General features: G+C 61.6%; 16 protein-coding genes. 7 read left to right on the forward strand and 9 right to left on the reverse strand.

From position 1 onward, the window contains the following. Window positions 1–81: 81 nt before the first annotated feature. The 4 genes from ACFY5D_RS01515 to ACFY5D_RS01530 all read right to left on the reverse strand — a co-directional run bounded on the left by ACFY5D_RS01515 (window position 82) and on the right by ACFY5D_RS01530 (window position 3,675). Window positions 82–1,128, reverse strand: a complete 1,047-nt coding sequence (locus ACFY5D_RS01515) for a YeiH family protein (RefSeq protein WP_387524051.1) — start codon at window positions 1,126–1,128, stop codon at window positions 82–84. Beyond that, window positions 1,122–2,636, reverse strand: a complete 1,515-nt coding sequence (locus tag ACFY5D_RS01520; protein ID WP_387524054.1) for an SDR family NAD(P)-dependent oxidoreductase — start codon at window positions 2,634–2,636, stop codon at window positions 1,122–1,124. The genes ACFY5D_RS01515 and ACFY5D_RS01520 overlap by 7 nt, the downstream gene beginning before the upstream one ends. 97 nt (window positions 2,637–2,733) lie before the next feature. Beyond that, entirely contained in the window at window positions 2,734–3,033 is a 300-nt protein-coding gene (locus ACFY5D_RS01525; RefSeq protein WP_387524057.1) for a DUF2283 domain-containing protein, read from the reverse strand. A 180-nt stretch (window positions 3,034–3,213) separates the two neighbouring features. After that, entirely contained in the window at window positions 3,214–3,675 is a 462-nt protein-coding gene (locus tag ACFY5D_RS01530; protein ID WP_387524060.1) for an SRPBCC family protein, read from the reverse strand. A 253-nt stretch (window positions 3,676–3,928) separates the two neighbouring features. Here ACFY5D_RS01530 and ACFY5D_RS01535 point away from each other — a divergent pair, with 253 nt between their 5' ends. The 3 genes from ACFY5D_RS01535 (at window position 3,929) to ACFY5D_RS01545 (ending at window position 5,575) form a co-directional block, all read left to right on the forward strand. Next, a complete protein-coding gene (locus tag ACFY5D_RS01535) occupies window positions 3,929–4,519 on the forward strand; it encodes a TetR/AcrR family transcriptional regulator (RefSeq protein WP_387524063.1) in 591 nt (196 codons plus the stop codon). A 58-nt stretch (window positions 4,520–4,577) separates the two neighbouring features. Then, complete coding sequence (locus tag ACFY5D_RS01540; RefSeq protein ID WP_387524066.1) at window positions 4,578–5,033, forward strand: SgcJ/EcaC family oxidoreductase; 456 nt, start codon at window positions 4,578–4,580, stop codon at window positions 5,031–5,033. Window positions 5,034–5,230: 197 nt separating this feature from the next. Further along, a complete protein-coding gene (locus ACFY5D_RS01545; protein WP_387524069.1) occupies window positions 5,231–5,575 on the forward strand; it encodes a hypothetical protein in 345 nt (114 codons plus the stop codon). An 811-nt stretch (window positions 5,576–6,386) separates the two neighbouring features. On the opposite strand, the gene ACFY5D_RS01550 is transcribed toward ACFY5D_RS01545, so the two are convergent. Further along, window positions 6,387–7,013: a TetR family transcriptional regulator gene (locus ACFY5D_RS01550; protein ID WP_387524071.1), complete on the reverse strand. Its 627-nt coding sequence runs from the start codon at window positions 7,011–7,013 to the stop codon at window positions 6,387–6,389. Window positions 7,014–7,102: 89 nt separating this feature from the next. On the opposite strand from ACFY5D_RS01550, the gene ACFY5D_RS01555 reads away from it, so the two are divergent. From ACFY5D_RS01555 to ACFY5D_RS01565, 3 genes are all read left to right on the forward strand, one after another. Further along, window positions 7,103–7,861, forward strand: coding sequence for a GNAT family N-acetyltransferase (locus ACFY5D_RS01555; protein WP_387524074.1), 759 nt, complete (start codon window positions 7,103–7,105; stop codon window positions 7,859–7,861). Between the two features lie 616 nt (window positions 7,862–8,477). Next, a complete protein-coding gene (locus tag ACFY5D_RS01560; RefSeq protein ID WP_387524077.1) occupies window positions 8,478–8,849 on the forward strand; it encodes a GNAT family N-acetyltransferase in 372 nt (123 codons plus the stop codon). A 274-nt stretch (window positions 8,850–9,123) separates the two neighbouring features. Further along, window positions 9,124–9,561, forward strand: coding sequence for a carboxymuconolactone decarboxylase family protein (locus ACFY5D_RS01565; protein WP_387524080.1), 438 nt, complete (start codon window positions 9,124–9,126; stop codon window positions 9,559–9,561). 209 nt (window positions 9,562–9,770) lie between these two features. Here the strand turns inward: ACFY5D_RS01565 and ACFY5D_RS01570 are convergent, their stop codons facing one another. Genes ACFY5D_RS01570 through ACFY5D_RS01580 form a run of 3 tightly spaced genes read right to left on the reverse strand, consistent with a single transcriptional unit; the run spans window position 9,771 to window position 13,356 of the window. After that, a complete protein-coding gene (locus tag ACFY5D_RS01570) occupies window positions 9,771–10,541 on the reverse strand; it encodes a nitrilase-related carbon-nitrogen hydrolase (RefSeq protein WP_387524083.1) in 771 nt (256 codons plus the stop codon). A gap of 50 nt (window positions 10,542–10,591) precedes the next feature. After that, window positions 10,592–11,866 (reverse strand): M20 family metallo-hydrolase, encoded by a 1,275-nt coding sequence (locus ACFY5D_RS01575; protein WP_387524085.1) that lies wholly within the window; start codon window positions 11,864–11,866, stop codon window positions 10,592–10,594. Then, window positions 11,866–13,356 (reverse strand): amino acid permease, encoded by a 1,491-nt coding sequence (locus ACFY5D_RS01580; RefSeq protein WP_387524088.1) that lies wholly within the window; start codon window positions 13,354–13,356, stop codon window positions 11,866–11,868. Before ACFY5D_RS01580 ends, ACFY5D_RS01575 begins: the two co-directional genes overlap by 1 nt. Window positions 13,357–13,540: 184 nt before the next feature. On the opposite strand from ACFY5D_RS01580, the gene ACFY5D_RS01585 reads away from it, so the two are divergent. Then, on the forward strand, window positions 13,541–14,686 hold the full coding sequence (locus ACFY5D_RS01585; RefSeq protein ID WP_387524090.1) for a helix-turn-helix domain-containing protein: 1,146 nt from the start codon (window positions 13,541–13,543) through the stop codon (window positions 14,684–14,686). A 550-nt stretch (window positions 14,687–15,236) separates the two neighbouring features. Here ACFY5D_RS01585 and ACFY5D_RS01590 read toward each other — a convergent pair. Next, window positions 15,237–16,883, reverse strand: a complete 1,647-nt coding sequence (locus tag ACFY5D_RS01590) for a flavin monoamine oxidase family protein (protein ID WP_387527526.1) — start codon at window positions 16,881–16,883, stop codon at window positions 15,237–15,239. Between the last annotated feature and the right edge of the window lie 543 nt (window positions 16,884–17,426).

The following is a 17,426-nucleotide window of genomic DNA, read 5'->3' on the forward strand; positions in this document are numbered from 1 at the left end:
AATTCATCGAGTGACGACGACCCGCCACCGGCACGGCGCATTGGCACCGAAGTCGGCGCCAAGGTTGGCAGAAGTGCGCCCTCAGGCCATCAGCGCGACGAAGCCGAGGCCCAGCCCGGCGACCACGGCCCAGGATCCGAGCGCGGCGGCCGAGGCGCGGCCAGCGGTGGAGAAGAGTTCGCGCAGGTCGATGGCGAAGCCCAGGCCCACGAGCGCCAGGCCGAGGAGGATTTCCTGCCCGGCCCTTGCCGCATGCAATGCCGGTTCGGGCATCCAGCCGGAGGAACGCAGCAGCACGCAGGCGATGAACCCCAGGACAAAGAGCGGCACCAGCGGCGGGCGGGCGCCCGGCGCCGCGGCGGAACCCGCGCCTGCGAGGGCCGCGTGCCGACGCCGGACGGAGATCGAGCCGAGCACCGAGATCGGCGCCAGCATCACCACGCGCACCAGCTTGACCACCACGGCCGCGCCGAGCGCCGTCAACCCGGCTCCCGACGCGGTGGCGACGACCTGGCCCACATCGTGCACCGAGGCGCCGACCCAGCGGCCGAAGCCGGGTTCGTTGAGGTTCAGCCAGGTGTTGGCCAGCGGCAGCACGGCGATCGCGAGCGTGCCGCAGAGGGTCACCAGCGCCACGGGGATGGGTGCGTCCTTGGCCGAGCCGCGGGCCTGGCTCATGGCGCCGATGGCGCTGGCCCCGCAGATGGCAAAGCCGCTGGCCAGCAGGACCGGCTGGTCCCCGGGGAGCCTCAGCGCCCGGGCGATCAGGTAGGTGCCACCGAAGGAACCGGCCACCACCAGGGCGATCAGCCCCACGCCCTTCCAGCCCAGGCCCAGCACGTCGGCCAGCGCCAGCTGGAACCCCAGCAGCACGATGCCCGCGCGCATCAGGTGCGTGCCGGCCCAGCCCATGCCCGGCGCCAGCCGGAGCTTCGGGGCCGCACGCAGCGTGTTTCCGGCGATCGCGCCGAGCAGCACGCAGAGCGTGAGCATAGGGATCGCCGGGACCAGCAGGTGCCCGCAGAAGGCGATGGCCACCAGGCCCGCCGCGGTCAGCAGCCCGGGGAGGAGTTTCTTGTTCATCCCGGGAAGCATCACGTTGAGCAGGGCCTGGAGGCTTCTCACCATGGCGAGGGTTCGTAGTCCTTCAGGAAGCAGCCGTAGAGGTCGATGCCGCGTTCGCCGTCGACGATCGGCTGATAGACGCGTGCCGCGCCGTCGATCAGGTCAAGCGGGGCGTGCCAGCCCTCGGCGACCATGCGGACCTTGGAATCGTGCGGACGCTCGTCGGTGATCCACCCGGTGTCCACGGCGGACATGAGGATGCGGTCGGTCTTGAGCATTTCCTCGGCACTGGTGCGCGTGAGCATGTTCAGCGAGGCCTTGGCCATGTTGGTGTGCGGGTGCCCGGCGCCCTTGTAGCGGCGGGAGAACTGCCCCTCCATGGCGGAGACGTTCACGATGTACTTGCGGTGCGCGTCGGACGCGGCCAGCGCCGGGCGCAGGCGCGAGGCCAGCAGGAACGGCGCGGTGACGTTGCACAGCTGCACCTCGAGCATTTCCAGCGCGTCGACGTCGCCCAGGATCTGGGTCCAGGAGTTCTCGGTGACGACGTCGGGGACCAGGCCGCCGGCGTCGATCGCGGTTCCCGCGGCGATGCGCTCCAGGCTCGCCGAGCCGGCCTTCATGGCCAGGTCGGCGACCGCCTGCGCGTCGTAGCTGGCGTGCGGGGTCGGGGCCAGCAGCGCCGAGTCCTCCAGGTGGAAGGCGCTGGCCAGGGCCTTGGGGTGCTCCGAGGGGGGATTCGCCTCGCCCCAGACCTCCGGGCCGCCGTGCACGAACTCGAGCTCGGCCGGCAGCGGCTGCGCCTCGGATTCGATCAGGTGCAGGTAGGAGTTCGAGGTGCGGCGCACGGTCTGGGCGGCGTTGTTGATCAGGATGTCCAGCGGGCCCTCGGCCGCGATGCGGTCGGCCAGCGAGATGACCTGGGACGGGTCGCGCAGGTCGATGCCGACGATGCGCAGGCGGTGGATCCAGTCCGCGGAGTCTTCGAGCGCGGCAAAGCGGCGGGCGGCGTCGCGCGGGAAGCGCGTGGTGATGGTGGTGTGGGCGCCGTCGCGCAGCAGGCGCAGGGCGATGTGCATGCCGATCTTGGCGCGCCCGCCGGTGAGCAGCGCGCGCTTGCCGGTCAGGTCCGCGCGGGCGTCACGGCGTTCACGGCCGGCGGCCGCGCACTCGGGGCAGAGGTAGTGGTGGAAGGCATCGACCGTGGTGTAGCGCTGCTTGCAGATGTAGCAGCCGCGCGGCTTGATGTACTCGCCGGCGGTGTGCTCGTCGGTGAGCGTGCTCAGGTCCAGGCCGAGGGTCTCGTCGTCCAGGCGCTGCGGGGAACCGGTGGCGGTGCGTTCAACGACGGCGCGGTCGGCGGCGTTGATGGCCGAGCGCTTCTCGTTCTTGCGGTGGCGCTTGGCGGCCTTGAACATCTTGCCGGTGGCGCGGCGCACCGCGACGTGGCGCTCGTCCTCGGGCTCGAGCCGGTGCACCAGGCCCAGCACCTTGATGGCTGCCTCAAGCTCGGCTGCGGTAAAAAGTTCGTCGGTACCGGCCTGATCGGCCTCAGAAAAATTCTCAGTCATGTCGCCATCAAGTCTACCGGCAGGGGCGGGAGCGCCTGAATGCGGGTGCCGAACGCCACGGCGGTCGGTTCCTTCCGGCGATGCAGGCCGCCGTGGCCTAACTGATGTGCCGCACGGATATTGCGGGGTTGCCGCGCAGGCGGGGGATTTCGTATCCGGCGGCGGCCAACAAGTCTGCGACGTAGCCGCTGGCGATGGCCCGCAGAAGCTGTTCGGGTTCTGCCTGCGCCAGGCCCAACAGTTCCACTCCCACGGGCCGATTTGCCGCATCGACATCCAGATTGATGTCGAGCGTTATCGAGCTGGTTTCCAGTATCACGGTGTCATCAATGCGGGACTGGCTTAGGTGGATGTACGCAGCCCCGGCCTCGCGGTCGTAGGTCATTTCAGGTGCCATGGTCATAGTCTTGCATGGCCAGCGGCTGCCATGGCCGAGGTTCCGGCTGTCCGGGAATGCGCAGGCGTCGGGCCTGTTGATGGGCTGGTTGAACAGCCGCACGAGCATGGCCGATTGCGGGGGTCGTGAAGCTCCGGCCCCGCAATCAATCCATTCCGGGAGGGGTGAGCCCCATCCGCGCTATGCGGTCGGCGGGCCAGTCATCCGTCGCACCGTGGCGATCGTCGATTCAACCGCCTTGAGATACTCGGACTTCATGCCCTCTGCGTAAGCAGATTCCTCGGCGGAACCCGGCTCCACGTCCGGGATGACGAGCGCAAAGCTGAAGCGGAGCCTGAGGTCGTCATCGTCGCCCTCGATCTCATTGGCGATCGTGCCCAGGACGCTGCCCGCAATGCGCGTAAAGACAACTCGTTTTGGTTCCTGCAGGGTGATTCTTTCGGTGGACGCCTGGCCGTTGACCACGATGTCGCGATCGAACACCGTGTCGCTGATGCGGTCGGTGACGGTGCACTCGCTCATGGCAGCCACGAAGGGCAGTGCATTGTTGGCCTTCATGACAAGGCCGTCCCAAAGTTGGGCCCTGGTGAGGGGAGCGCTGTCGATGTTGTTCACTGGCAGTACATGGGAAACGTAGATCATGGGACCACCCTAGACCGCCCGAATCGTACTGGACCAGTCGGTCCAGATGATGCTAAGTTGGTCTTTTGGACCAATCGTTCCGGAATGCGAAACTCCTCCACTAGCATGCCGAAAGGCGTCGGAGCGAGCCAAGCGGAGTGGTTCCGTGCCCGCTGCTTGCGGGGGTATCTCCTACCAAAGGGCAATCCTGCCTGCAATTGGTACGGTGGATTGTCCATGACCGACCGGCCCACAACAGCGAGGAGCAGCACGTATGGCACGCAAACCGGAGTTCGACCGGGACGCTGTTCTCCAGAACGCCATGGGGGCGTTCTGGGAGCACGGCTATGAGGCGACTTCCCTTGCCAAACTCCTGTCAGTCACCGGGCTGAGCAAAAGCAGTCTCTACGCAGCTTTCGGGGACAAACACCAGCTGTTCGTTGCCGCCTTCGACCTCTACAGGGATCGCCAGATCGGGCATCTCACCAAGGTGCTGAACGCGCATTCGGCCCCACAGGGAATCAGGGTGTTCTTCGAGGAAGTCATCGGGGTGGGGGTGGAAGGATGCCAGCGCTTTGGGTGCATGAGCACCAACCAGGCCGCCGAATTGGCACCGTCGGACGGTGTCGTGTCTGACCGTGTTGCCGAAGATCACCGGAGGCTGGAAGATGCTTTTGCGGAGCACCTCCGTGCCGGGCAAGACGCTGGGTCCATCCCTGCGGACGTCGACGCCCGGGCGGCGGCCAGCGCATTGGTCACGGCGCTCTCCGGCTTCCAGCTAACCGTACGCGCGGGCATGGATCGCACCCGGCTGGAACGGTCACTGGACTATCTCTTGGCCCCGCTTGAGGTTGCCGCGAACTGATCCTGCTTCGCTCGCAAGTCCAGCGCCATTGCGCACCCGAACTTATAGGAGCCCGCTCATGATCGAATCGCCGGCGCAAATCGCCACTGGCTTCGCCGAGGCCTGGAATGACGCCGACGCGGATGCCCTGGCGAATCTCTTCGCGGAGGACGCCGATTTCGTGAACGTGGTGGGCCTCTGGTGGAAGACGCGTTCCCAGATCAAGCACAACCACGCCTACGGCTTCCGCCGAATATTTCCACGGTCCGTGATGACCCTGGGCAATGTGGCCGTCCGAGAGTTGGGATGCGACGTTGCCGTCGTCCACGCCTCGTGGAGCCTCTCCGGTCAGACCGGTCCATCCGGAGGCCCTGCGGGAGACCGATCGGGCGTCTTGAGCTTCACACTCAGCCGTGGCGCCGACGGACAGTGGCTCGCCGTAAGCGCCCAGAACACCGACCGTGTCCCCGGCGCTCAGACCTACGTCGCCGCTGGTCGATCCCTCACCCCGGCAACCTACGCGCGCCCCTCTTGATGGACATGCATCAATGACAGCTGGCTATCATCGAGCACGCTATCGATGAAGGCGGTCCGGCGACGGTAGCGAAAGCCGCCTCGCCGTGCTCCGGCCATGAATCAAGCCCCCACAGTGAGGTCTTCCCCCACGGTGGGGCTCAGGCGGAGAACCGATCCCCGCATCGGGATTCCGCAAAACGAATACCAGGAGAAAACATGAAGCATGAGGGCAAGGCACTTGCTGCCGACGAAACCGACACGAACCATCACCGGAGTCCTGGCGTCGCATCCGTACACATCCGAGCCATCCTCACGTGGTGCGCGATCTTCCCGATGGTCGCAATCGGGATGACGGCCATGGGCTCGTTTGCCCAGGAGTGGCACCCCGTCCTGCGCGCACTCGTCCTCACGCTGGTTGTCGTCCCGATGGCCGTCTACGTGGTCGTACCGAGGCTGCTGCTCCTGCACGGCCGATTGAGCGGCGCGGCTCATGATCGAAAGCTGCGCCGTGAGGACCAGCGTGCGGTCCGCAAACTTCGACGGAGCACACCCGGTTCGTAGCCGGATCAGGGGCGGATCCGCAATCTGGGCCAGGCTTTCAGCGGTCGCTGTGTGGATCCGGGCAAGCGATACAGGGTAGGGCCGAGCTCGCCTGGCTTGTTTCCTTTTGTCCGTATCCGCCATCCCAAGCGGTCGGAGGTGCCGGTTCGGCTTCGCCACTGAACGGTCCCGTATTCCAACGGCCGCTCACTTCGCGGAACTCTCACGAACGATGTATTTCGAGAATGAATTGAATCGAGAATCCCCGAGGCCGGTTGCTCTTCTGCGTAGTTGCGGTTTTCAGCGCTGAATGGTTCTGGCACGAATTTCGTGAATGGTGCCGGATTGTCGCTGCATGCGGTGTTCTCGCACCAAAACAGATCGGGGGTTAGGGAAGATGCGCCGTGTCGACGGAACGACGTGGGCGTCGGGCCGGACTCGCACAAACGGTGCGTTCTCGGACCCGGACCCAAGGAACCTTGAGCGGATAACCTCGCCATCGTGCTCGCGGGATTCGCGCTGGCCGGATGCGGTTCTGCGACTCTGGTCCCAAGCCCAGCCAGCGCCGCTGCGAGGTTCTCGGGGTCACCGAAGACGCGGGCGTTACGATCGTCAGCTGGCTGATGCGGGGCGGGCTCCTCACCAGCCAGCCCGATCATCGTGACGTAACCAACGCATCCGAGCCGCGATGGGGACTGAGCGCTCTAGTCATAGTGGGGGCGGCAACCACGCTTTTCGCCACGTCGCTCAAGGGGAGCCGCACGGCGACAACGGTTGCTGACCTCACCCAAAGATCTCATGATGTTCATTGACCATGTCGCCCGGCCCGCCATCAATTTGGTTTGCCAGCTAGATCTTCGCGGGCCGGACGAACCGCATCAAGGGCCTCTCGAAACATACGTCTACGTTCTGCAAGAGGGCGCTCCTGCGTAGCAAGTTCAACTTCGTTGAGCACAGCGAACACAGAACTCACCAGCGCGCGGAAAACAACTCGAGTGTCGGCATCCGCCTGGTGACTGAACTTCCATCGCGTCCAAAGGACTTCGCACAGTTCCTGCTGGGAGGCGTGAACTCGGGCGAAGTACTGGGCCAAGATCTGGGGCGCGGTCTCGGTGATCTTCCGAAAGAGTGCCGCACGTTTCGCAACTGATTCTTGATCGAGGTTCTCCAGGGCGCTCTCAAGGGCATACCGCAGAGTCAACCAGGGCGCTTCGTCTGGGGGGCGCGCCTCGATGGCCTCGACGAGACCATGAGTGTCGACTTCGAATCTTAGAAAGAGAACCTCAGCCTTGGATGCAAAGTACCGAAAAAACGTTCTTTCCGAAATTCCAGCTTCACGAGCGATGTCCTCCACGGTGGTGGCGTCATAACCGCGCGAAACGAATAAATCCTCCGCTATCTCGCCTATTCGCTGGCGCATGGCCTGTCGCGAGACTTCTCTGAGGGTGCTTTTCGACATTGCAACAGTCTATCAACGTTTAATGACATATGCTGTCAAGGGTGACAGCGAATGACTAACTTGGCAGTCACTGACAAAAGGAGAAAATCATGGAACATTTCCACCCGCTAGTGAGGGATTTCTGGCAAGGACCATTCGACGGAAAACGTGTGCATCACGGCACTCACCTGAGCATCATTCTCAACGAGACCCTGGACGAATCCGAGCGGATCACCGTGCTTAAAACTGCAGGCGATGGTCGGACGGCCGTTGCGATGCGCCCCGAAGTTGCCGCTCAATTCTCGGAGGTGTTGGCGTCAACCGAGGAACTGGATGTGAATGCACTCCTTGCGCGCTTTGTTGAAGAAGGCATCATTCTTCATGGCGCCGACAACATCTACTACCTGCCTGCAGACTCCCGTGAACCGTTGTTCTCTGAACCCACGCCATCTGACATCCGCCAATTGAGCAAGCACGATGCAGCACAATTTGCGGAGTTTCAGGCAGGCGTCTCCGAACAAGATCTCGACGATGCACAAGTGGAACTCGATGACTGGGCCGTATTCGGTGTGATCGACGCAAATGGTCGTATCCTCAGTGCCGGCAGCATGTATCCCTGGCAGCAAGACAGCAAACTTGCCGACATCGGCGTTCTAACACTTGCCGAGGCACGTGGCCGGGGCCACGCCCGCCGTTTGGTGCGGGCCATGTGCAGGCACGCGCTCAACCGGGGGTACGAACCGCAGTACCGATGCCAGCTGGACAACGTTGCCTCGAATATCCTCGCCGGTGCATCGGGCCTCACCCTCTTCGGCCAATGGCAGATCGTGACCCCCGAGATTGAAACAGGTGGTTCGGAAGCCTCCTGACCGGGATGGTTACCAACGCCTCCGGGTCGCCATGGTGACTGAGCGCTCTAGCGAAGGTGGGCGTGGCGACCACGCTTTTCACCCCAACGCCCAAGGGCAGCCGCACGGCGACAATGGATGCCGACCGGACCGTGAAGATCCCATAGTGGTCATTGACCATGTCGTCTGGTTTATCGAAGATCCTGAGCCTGCACCGTACAAGTAATTGCGCGAAGTCCGACTTTCCGGTGAGTCCGAAGGCGCAACGTAGGGGCCAGGAATGGGTTGAGTTCCGCCAATGGCTCTCAGTCGAGACACAGTTAGATTGCTTCGTGCAAGTGTTGACGCGGCAAATTTCCGATCAGAAGAACAACTCTCACAATCTGACAGGGTGGCCACTCAGTGGTCCTCACGTCAACGTCCCAGGAGAAATACCGCATGATCCATGACGTCCGCCTTGCCACTTCTTCAGACCTTGATTCCGCGGCGTTGGTCCTCGCCGCAGCATTTAACACGTACCCATGGACACGATGGGCGATTCCGGCAGACGGATACGCTGAACGCCTTGAAGAAGTCCAGCGACTATATCTAGACCACGCCCTCAACCACGGCATCGTAGTCGTGGATGAACAAATAGGTGCAGTCGCCGCGTTCCTCCCCCCCAGATGCCCCTGCCCCCAGCGAACACACGCAACAACGGGTAGGAGCGCTGCACGGATCACGCCTCTCGGCACTCATTGGATTGTCTCTGCCTCAGGCACCAGCGGGTTCGTGGACGCTTGAAACCGTCGGCGTCAATCCTTCGCTTCAAGGAGCTGGCCTCGGGACAGCCGTTGTGGCAGCGGGTCTGGAAATTATAGACCGGCAAGGAGGCGCCGTCGCTCTCGAAACGTCGGACGCGCGAAACGTGTGCCTTTACGAACGCCTAGGGTTCACTACCGCCGTCACGACCACGGTCCCCGAGGGGCCCATCGTGTATTCGATGATCCGCGCCACGCAGTCTCAGTAGCCCCTTTACTTGAGGCTCGGTATCAACCTTGGGCAGCGTATCCGCAGAAACGAACTTGCAGCTTATTAAGAGGACCTCATCAGGCAGCCTCAATCATTTGGTGAGCGCAAACAGGCAGAGCCCGATGATGTATGGAAATGCCAGCGGGATATCAGGATTGGTCGGATGTACAGCGACCACACTTAGGCCTCACCGAAACGTATCGGGCGTTGTCGAAACCATGGCCATGTTGGTACATGGCGGAACACGCCTCACCTGGAAACGGAAAGCACACATGGCACGTGTCAGCATCAGCAAAAAGCACCCCGACGTATACAAAAAGGTGGCGGAACTCAGCAAGGCCGCCGAAGAGGCTGCACTGGCTGCAGGCCTCGGCCCAAGACTCATCGAACTTGTCAAAATCCGAGTGTCTCAGATGAACGGTTGCGCATTCTGCTGCCGCCTGCATACCCGGGACGCACTCAAGTTGGGCGAAACGGCAGACAGACTTGCGGTCCTTCCCGTGTGGTGGGAGTCGCAATACTTTTCGAGCACCGAGCAGGCCGCACTGGGCCTCGCAGAGGAAGCCACTCGATTGCCAGGCCGCAGGGATAGGCACTGGGACAGCGGTGCTCTCACGGACGAACAAATCTCAGCAGTGACCTGGGTTGCGCTCGTTATGAACACGTGGAATCGCGTAGCGGTCCTCAGCGAGTATCCAGTAGCACCCTAAGCTACACGACAGTCGGCACAAGCATGAAGAAGCGCCTTGCCGAGCGGAATGTTCCATCGGCCTGCCAAACGCTCGGTCATGCCCGTTGTTTTGGAGCGGAGTCTCAAGCTGTGGGGCTCGCCGGCGGCGGCACCCACAACTTGAGAATCGACAGTCAGAGAATCTTAGGGGGGCGGGCGCTTCGGTTTTCCTGCTCCTGTCCTAGCGGTTCACGTCGCACACGGATCGGGGAGAGGGAAATACCCGGTGTCGGCGCGGGCGGTTTCCATGTCGTCAATGTTTATCGACGCAGTAATTAGATCTTCCATTCCCCAGGCCGTGGCAAGGCGTCGCCCGTAGGGGTCGGCGATGGTGCTGAGCCCGGCAAAGTCCGGGCCGGAATGGTTCGCGTAGGCGATGAACATTTGGTTCTCCAACGCTCGGGTGGGCACCACCATGGAAGGAATGAGCCTCGTATCGAGTGGGTGCGCTCCGGTCACTGTAGGTGGCCGCAATGGTACTGCGGTGGGGACGCATAGCAGTTGGGCGCCGGAGACGGCGGCAGCCCGGACAAACTCGGGAAACTCGACGTCGAAGCAGATCCCCAGTGCGATCCGAATCCCGTCGAAGAGCACCACTTCGGGTGCTTCGGTGCCGCGAGAAAAGACCTCGTTCTCCGCCGTACCAAACAGGTGCTGTTTGCGGTAGCGGGTTTGTTCCACGCCGTTTCGGTTGAAGAGGGATGCACAGATGTAGTGCTTGCCTTCATCGTGCTCCACAGTGGAGGCGACCAGACCGATGTCACTGATGGCTGCTATCGCCGCCAGCTGGTCCCGGTGTGTCTTCCCGTCGGTTTGGTGGACTTGCTCCGGAGCGTACCCAACACTGTAGAGCTCCGGGGTGACCAATAAATCAGCCCCAAGGTCGCGCGCTTGGTTGGCGATGTAGGCAACATTGCTGAGATTGTTTTTTGGGGATGAGGTGTTCCCGGTCGATTGCATGACAGCGACTTTGAGGAACCCCGCATCCGCCGCTCGGGGAGATTGGCGTATCACTGTGCTCCGTCCAGATCTCCTCGGCAAAGACGGGAGACAACTTCGGTGAGCATGTCCACCCCCGCGCGGGCGTCTTCGTCGTGGGTGTATTCGTGCTCATTGTGCGAGATGCCTGCAACGCTTGGCACGAAGAGCATCACTGTTGGCACGGTGTCCTTCATGTTGATGGAATCGTGCCCGGCCAAGGTGAAGACGGGACGGTGGCTCAGCCCCAGATCTACGGCGCACTTCGCAGCCAGCTCAACCCCGGCCGGTTGGTAGGCGTTTAGGCCCCAGGAGTGGGATTCTTCGACTCCGACGATTGTGTTGGTTTCTGTCTCGATGCGGGCAATGCCCGCGGTCAACAAGGTCTTGGCAACGGCGAGGACTTCTTCGTCCGCGCTGCGCATGTCCATGGTCAGTTCCACCCGGCTCGGAACGACAACGGGGGAGTTTGGGAAGACGGTGAGCTGTCCGACGGAGGTATGAAGGACGGCACCGGGGAAGTGGTCGGCGATCTCGCGCAGCAGGACCACGATCCGTGAAGCGCCGAGCAGGGCGTCCTTGCGGTCGGCAATGACGGTGGAACCGGTGTGCGCCTGCTCGCCGTCGACGACAACCGAGTATTTCACCGCTGCCCAGCAGGAGTGGACTAGGCCAATGGTGGTGCCGGAGTCCTCCATGGAGCGGCCCTGTTCGATGTGGATCTCCGCGTACGCTGCCGCAACTGGGCCATCGCCCGTTCCTAGCGCACCGATGGTCGTCAGTGCCTCGCGCACGGTGATCCCGTCTCGGTCGGTGACGGCCAGGGCATCAGACGCGTCCAGCTTTCCTGTGTAAACGGAGCTGCCCATCATGGAGGGTGCGAATCGGCACCCTTCCTCATTGAACCAGTCCACGATGGCCAAATTGTACTTGGGCGCTGGTCCTGCATTTACGCGCTGTTCCTGAGCCAGTCGCCGGCCGGCGTGCAGAGCGGCGGCGACGCCGTAGGCTCCGTCGTATTTTCCTGCTCGTGGCTGGCTGTCCAAGTGGGATCCCGCAAGGACGTAGGGAGCGCCGGGGTTCCATTCAAGGAGGGCGAAGACGTTGCCGATTCTGTCGGTCTCGGTGCGGAATCCGTAGTGCGCGGCCAACGTGGTGAACCAGGTTCGAGCCTGGGCATCGGCGGGTGTGGCAGCTTGGCGGTCCACGCCACCGCCGGAGGTCGCCCCGATTACACCCAAACTCCGGAAATCGCGAAGAAACGCAGCAGCGTCGCTGTCAATGGCGTGTGTGGTGGGAGTGCTCATTACTTGGGTTCCTTAGATTCGTGGTTGTACTTGGCAAGGATGGTGGGAAGAACGTGGCCGCCTGGGTTGGCGCTGGCGAGTTCATTGACCCTCTTGCGCACGGCAAACCAGCCGGCAATCAATGCCGGAACGATGAGAGCCAACGAAGCCACGGTGTAGGTGCCGACGGGGAAATCGAAAACCATGAGTATCAGTACCCCTCCAAGGAAAGCCAGGGTCAGGTAGGAGGTCCACGGTGCGCCGGGCATCCTGAACGACGGCCGGGCAATGGCACCGGCCTGGGACAATTTGTAGAGCTTGAGCTGGCAGAGCACGATGGTGGCCCAGGTACACAGGATGGCCAAGGCGGTGGCGTTGAGGGTGATCTCGAAGGCCATCTGGGGGACGATTGCGTTGAGGGCGACACCGAGCAGGGTGAAAGCGGCGGTGAACAAGATCCCGCCGTAGGGGACCCCGCCGCGACTCATTCGCTCCATGAAGCGGGGGGCGGCACCGCTCTGTGCCATGGATCGGTAGATCCGCCCGGTTGAATAGAGTCCGGCGTTGAGGCTGGACAATGCGGCGGTCAACACCACAAAGTTCATGGCGTCACCGGCACCGGGAACCCCGATGCTGGTAAAGAACGTCACGAACGGCGATTCGCCGGCTTTGTATGCGGTGTAAGGCAGAAGGAGCGTCAGCAATGCGGTGGAACCGACATAGAAGATGCCGATGCGGAAGACCACGGCATTGATGGCTTTGGGCATGACCTTTTCGGGGTTCTTCGTCTCGCCGGCTGCAACACCAACCAAATCGATGCCCGCATAGGCGAAAACGATGCCCTGGACGATGATGACGGCCGGAAGGAGGCCGTTCGGAAGAATTCCACCGTGATCGGTAATGAGCGAGATCCCGGGTTCATATCCGGCTACCGGGAAATGGCCGGCGAGGATGATTCCGCCAACGAGCAGGAAGATGATGAGCGCGCCCACCTTGATGACCGCGAACCAGAATTCAAGCTCTCCGAAGAGCCTGACCGAAATCAGGTTCACCGCGGTGACAACGATGAGGGCTATGAGCGCCAAGACCCATTGAGGAACCGAGCTGAATGCGGACCAGTAGTTCAGATAGACGGCGACAGCGGTGATGTCGACGATGGCAGTCAGAGCCCAGGACAAGGCGTAAACCCACCCGGAAACGTAGGCGGCCTTCTCGCCGTAGAATTCCCGTGCGTAGGAAACAAAGGAGCCGCTGGATGGCCGATGCAGAACCAATTCGCCCAGGGCCCTGAGGATGAGGAAAGCGAAGAAGCCGCAAACGGCATAGACAATTGGTAGGGCCGGACCTGCGGATGCAAGTCGGCCGCCAGCGCCAAGAAACAAGCCGGTGCCGATGGCTCCGCCCATGCCGATCATTTGAACTTGCCGGTTTGACAGGCCTTGCTTGTATCCAGCTTGTTCGTCAGGGCGGACGGCTATCGTCAGCCCTGCTGCTGGCTCTGGTGTAGTCATTGGAACTCCTGAAAGATAAACATGTGATCACTGCCACAAGTAGCGTCACAATCCTCGCATTCGACTGGAGGCGTGCCCATGATCAAACAACGCCAAAACAGGGGCACTATTTGTACGAAAGTACAGTGCCATGCGAACCGTGCTGCATGAAGATGGAGATAGGCACAAAGCAGTGGAGAGCACATTGAACGAAGACGAAAACTGGCAACGAACCATCGAAATATTGACCCACCAAGTTGCTGAAATTTCGGAGAACTTCCTAACGCGGATCCTCGTCGATCCGGCCTACGCGGAGTCCGGTTTGACGATGGACGACCTGGGCGCAAGTAGCCGCAAGTCCTTTGCCGCCATGCTGGAGGCGCTCCGGACCGGAGGGGCCGAGATGGCCGCGGTCGAATCCATCGCTGCGGAATTGGGCTCGAAGCGAGCGCGCCAGGGAATCCCACTCGAGAGTCTTGTGAGGGCGATCCGGATGGACTTCACGGTGCTGTGGGAGGCGCTTTCTTCACCGTCCCTCGGCGTGAATCCCGCTCTGCTTGTCCGCCGCACGGAACTTGTGTGGCGAACGGTTGATGCCTTTGCCGGGAAAGTCCAAGAGTGGTATCGCGCTGAACTGGAAGACATGGAATTGGTCGACGCCGACCTTCAGCAGCAGTACTTGACACTGTTGCTTGCAACGCCGGAGCCTTCTGAATCGGATCTCATGCGGATAGCAGGAGCATTGACCGTCGACACAGACGCCGAATTCGTTGCGGCGGCCATTAGCCGCGACGATAGTTTGCTGGTCAAGCGGCGCATTTTGGGGGTGCGCCGTAAGAACGACAAGATCTTCACCTACGACCAGGGGCACCATACGCTCGTCATTTGGCAACGTCGCAGGGGAAATCAGCCGTCACTTGATTTCGACGAAAAATCCCTGTTCGAGGGAGTATGCGCGGCCGTCGCACCCATGGCATCGGGCTTTGCAAGCGTCCGCAAGGCGACTGTGACCGCTCGAGAGATCATGAGCGATCTCCCCATGGGAAGCAATGGCATTCATACGCTGGGAGACAGATGGCAATCCATAGCCCGTCACCGCCTTGCCCAGGTTGGCTGCGATCCTGGCCAGCTCGTCTACCCGCTCTTGCGTCGCTGCACGGAGGCGGAACGAAATCGGCTATTGGAAATGGCGGCGGTTTACCTGCGTACTGGAAGCCTGCTCGGCACTGCTGCCGAACTCCACTGCCACAGGAACACCATCGTCAACCGGCTGGAGTCCTTCAAGCGATACACGGGTCTGGATTTGCGGTTGCCAGCGGATGCTTCGGTCGTCCTGCTGGCACTTCGGTGACGGCAGCAGGGCGAACTTCGGTGCCCCGGACTTTCCGCGGGGCAGGACCTGCCAGGTGAAGAATCGCGTGAAATTTTGGCGGAATTACATGAAGGGCCGTCGGGACGCGTAGGAGATTATCAGCACCGGGAAAGTGTGTCATCCAGGACGGAGCTGTTCTATGCCAGGGAGCCGGCGGCTGCGTTCTCCTTTCGTCTCGAGGTGCTGTAGCGGTCAATGTCAGCGCTCGGCTTGGATTCGGACTCCATCACGGTGCTCATGCATGTGCCGGGACCCAGTGCCTTGTCGCAGAACCCACACAACGGAGAAGTCATATGTCTTCGCATCGATTGTGGCCAGGTAGGTATGTCCGTTGAGGTGGAAGACACGTACCTGCTCCTCGACCTTTAGCCCGCTCCAGTTCTCGCGTGAAAACCACGGAAAATCTCCAGAATTCGACTTCTTCATCAAGAATTGAACTTTCTAGTTGTGTGAGGTCGGAGTCCCCAAGAGCCTCCGACCTCACGTCAGATCCAATTGGCCGCTGTCCCGCCATAGCCAAAGTCGGTGCCTAGGGGAGTCGAATTGGTTTCAGCTCTTCGAACCGATCGCCCGGGCCGGGATTGTCGGCGTGGGTTTTGCCGCCGAGTTGGTTCATTACGCCCCAGACGGCATTGAGACCGGTGGTTACGGCGCCGTCCGCCCATCCTCCAGTCCACGAAACGTCATCGCCCGCCAGATAGATCCCGCGATGTGCCGGCTCGTGTTCGTCTTGCATGAAGTGCGTGTATAGGCGTTCCTGGTAGCGGTAGTGGCCGGGTAGGTTGTCACTGAATGCGCCCATGAAGTTGGGGTCGTCTTCCCACGACACGGTGATGGGATCACCAATGATGTGGGAAGCAATATCGACGGTCGGGTAGATCTGCTTGAGCGAGTGCAGCATGAGTCGAACACGCTCGTCTGCGTCAAGTGGGAGCCACTTGAGGGCGTCATCGTTCCAGGTGTAGGACAGACAGATGAGTGCCGACTCATCCTGGCCGTTGTCGAGCAGGTAGGTGCCGCGCGTCAGACGGTCGGTGAGGGTCGTGCTCATGGTTTCCCTGCCGGTGGACGGGTCTATGTCCTTCCAGAACGGGCGGTCAACCACTACGAATGTCTTGGATGATTGCAGGTAGTGGCTACGTTCAATGGCCGTCCAGAGTTTGTGGCTGAACAAGGATTCGTCCACGTCGATCCGAGCCGAGAGCAGCCAATTCTGGCAGGTCGCGATCACCGCTGGGTAGTTCCCCTGCTTGCCCCATTTGTCGGTGACGGTGATGTCCCCGGGCGAACCATCGCTTTGTAGAACACGTTTGACGGAAGCGACGGCGCCTCGCGGATTTCCCCCATGCATCGAGGCAAGGCTCGTGCCCGCGGGCCAGTGCTCCAGGTTTTCTGGAGCGTGGTTCCACAGCCGTTCCGGGACGAGCTGTGCTCCGCCCAGGATCCGGTGTTGGTCGGCGTCAGCGTCCACGTAGACGACACGGAGGATTTCCAAGAATGAGTCCGGGAAATTGGTGTCCCAGCCTCCCGTCCCGAATCCGACTTGTCCGAAGGCTTCGCGGTATTCGAAAGGTAGCGCGGAGAAAGCCTTTGACGTTGCGAGATAGCCGGAAAATGAGACATCGTCGAACCTCGGAACAAGCTCGTTCCAAAGCTTCTTGATGGTGGGAAGGTCGCGGGATCGGATGGCTTCTTGCATGGCGGAGAAGTGGGCGCGTTCCTCGAGGCAGTCGTCCCATGCCCCTGCCACATCTGCGAAGAACTGGGGGAGGTCTGCGGGAGTCTCGGCATAGTGGGATTTCCCGGCGAGCTCGATGACGGTGCTTCCTGCGGCCGGGGTCAACGGGTTGGGAAACGGCTGCGTTTCGATGGAAAGCATGTCCGCATAGTGGAAGAAGGACTTTCCCGAACGTGGAAAACGCATGCCGCCGAGGTCGGCAACGGGCCCGGGCTGGCCGCTGGGTCGTCCCGCCCTGAGGCGTCCGCCGATTTGGGAGGATTCATAGATCACGGGCCTGAGCCCCATTTTCATGAGCTCATAAGCGGCGACAAGCCCGGAGACTCCGGCGCCGATAATGGCTACCTCTGTTCCATGCATGCTCTCGGGCACGCTGCCGACACCTTCGGGGTGGCTGAGGAACGAATCGTATGGGAATGGAAAATCGGGGTTCAACATGCTGATTGTCGGCTCAGATGCGGTGCTTGTGGCTGCTGTGTTCACTTCTATCCTTCAATGGTCTTTGGTGGAACGCGTTGGGTACATTGCGACTGGTATTCATCGGCTCCGAGGGCCTTGCCTGGCTGCGGCGAGGAATGCCTGCGTTCGGCGCGGCGGCCGGACTTGGAGTGGCAAGGTTCAGATGGCCACCGGCAGCGCCGACCTTGGCCTGTCCATTTGGCAGAGCCCTTCTTGCGCCCGGTTGCTAGTTTCGGCATGCAGCCGTGGACGTGACTGCGGCGGTTCCACTGTCTCCTTCAAGACTGCCGAAGCGGGATTGCCGACGCCGTTCGCCAGGTATCGATTTTTTCAAGGAAAGCGGCGCCAGCACATGACGAGTGTGCGCGAGATCGCCGTCAATAATTGTGCGAAAGTACATCTCAAGGGCGGTTCTTAAAGAACAAAAGGGTGGCTTGCCGTTGTTTTAGGCAAACCACCCTTGGCGGGTTCGGGCGCGGCTGCGGGGTTTCAAGCAATCAAAAAGCACGCTTGACCTATGTC

Source organism: Paeniglutamicibacter sp. NPDC012692 (assembly GCF_042901625.1).
Lineage (GTDB): Bacteria > Actinomycetota > Actinomycetes > Actinomycetales > Micrococcaceae > Paeniglutamicibacter.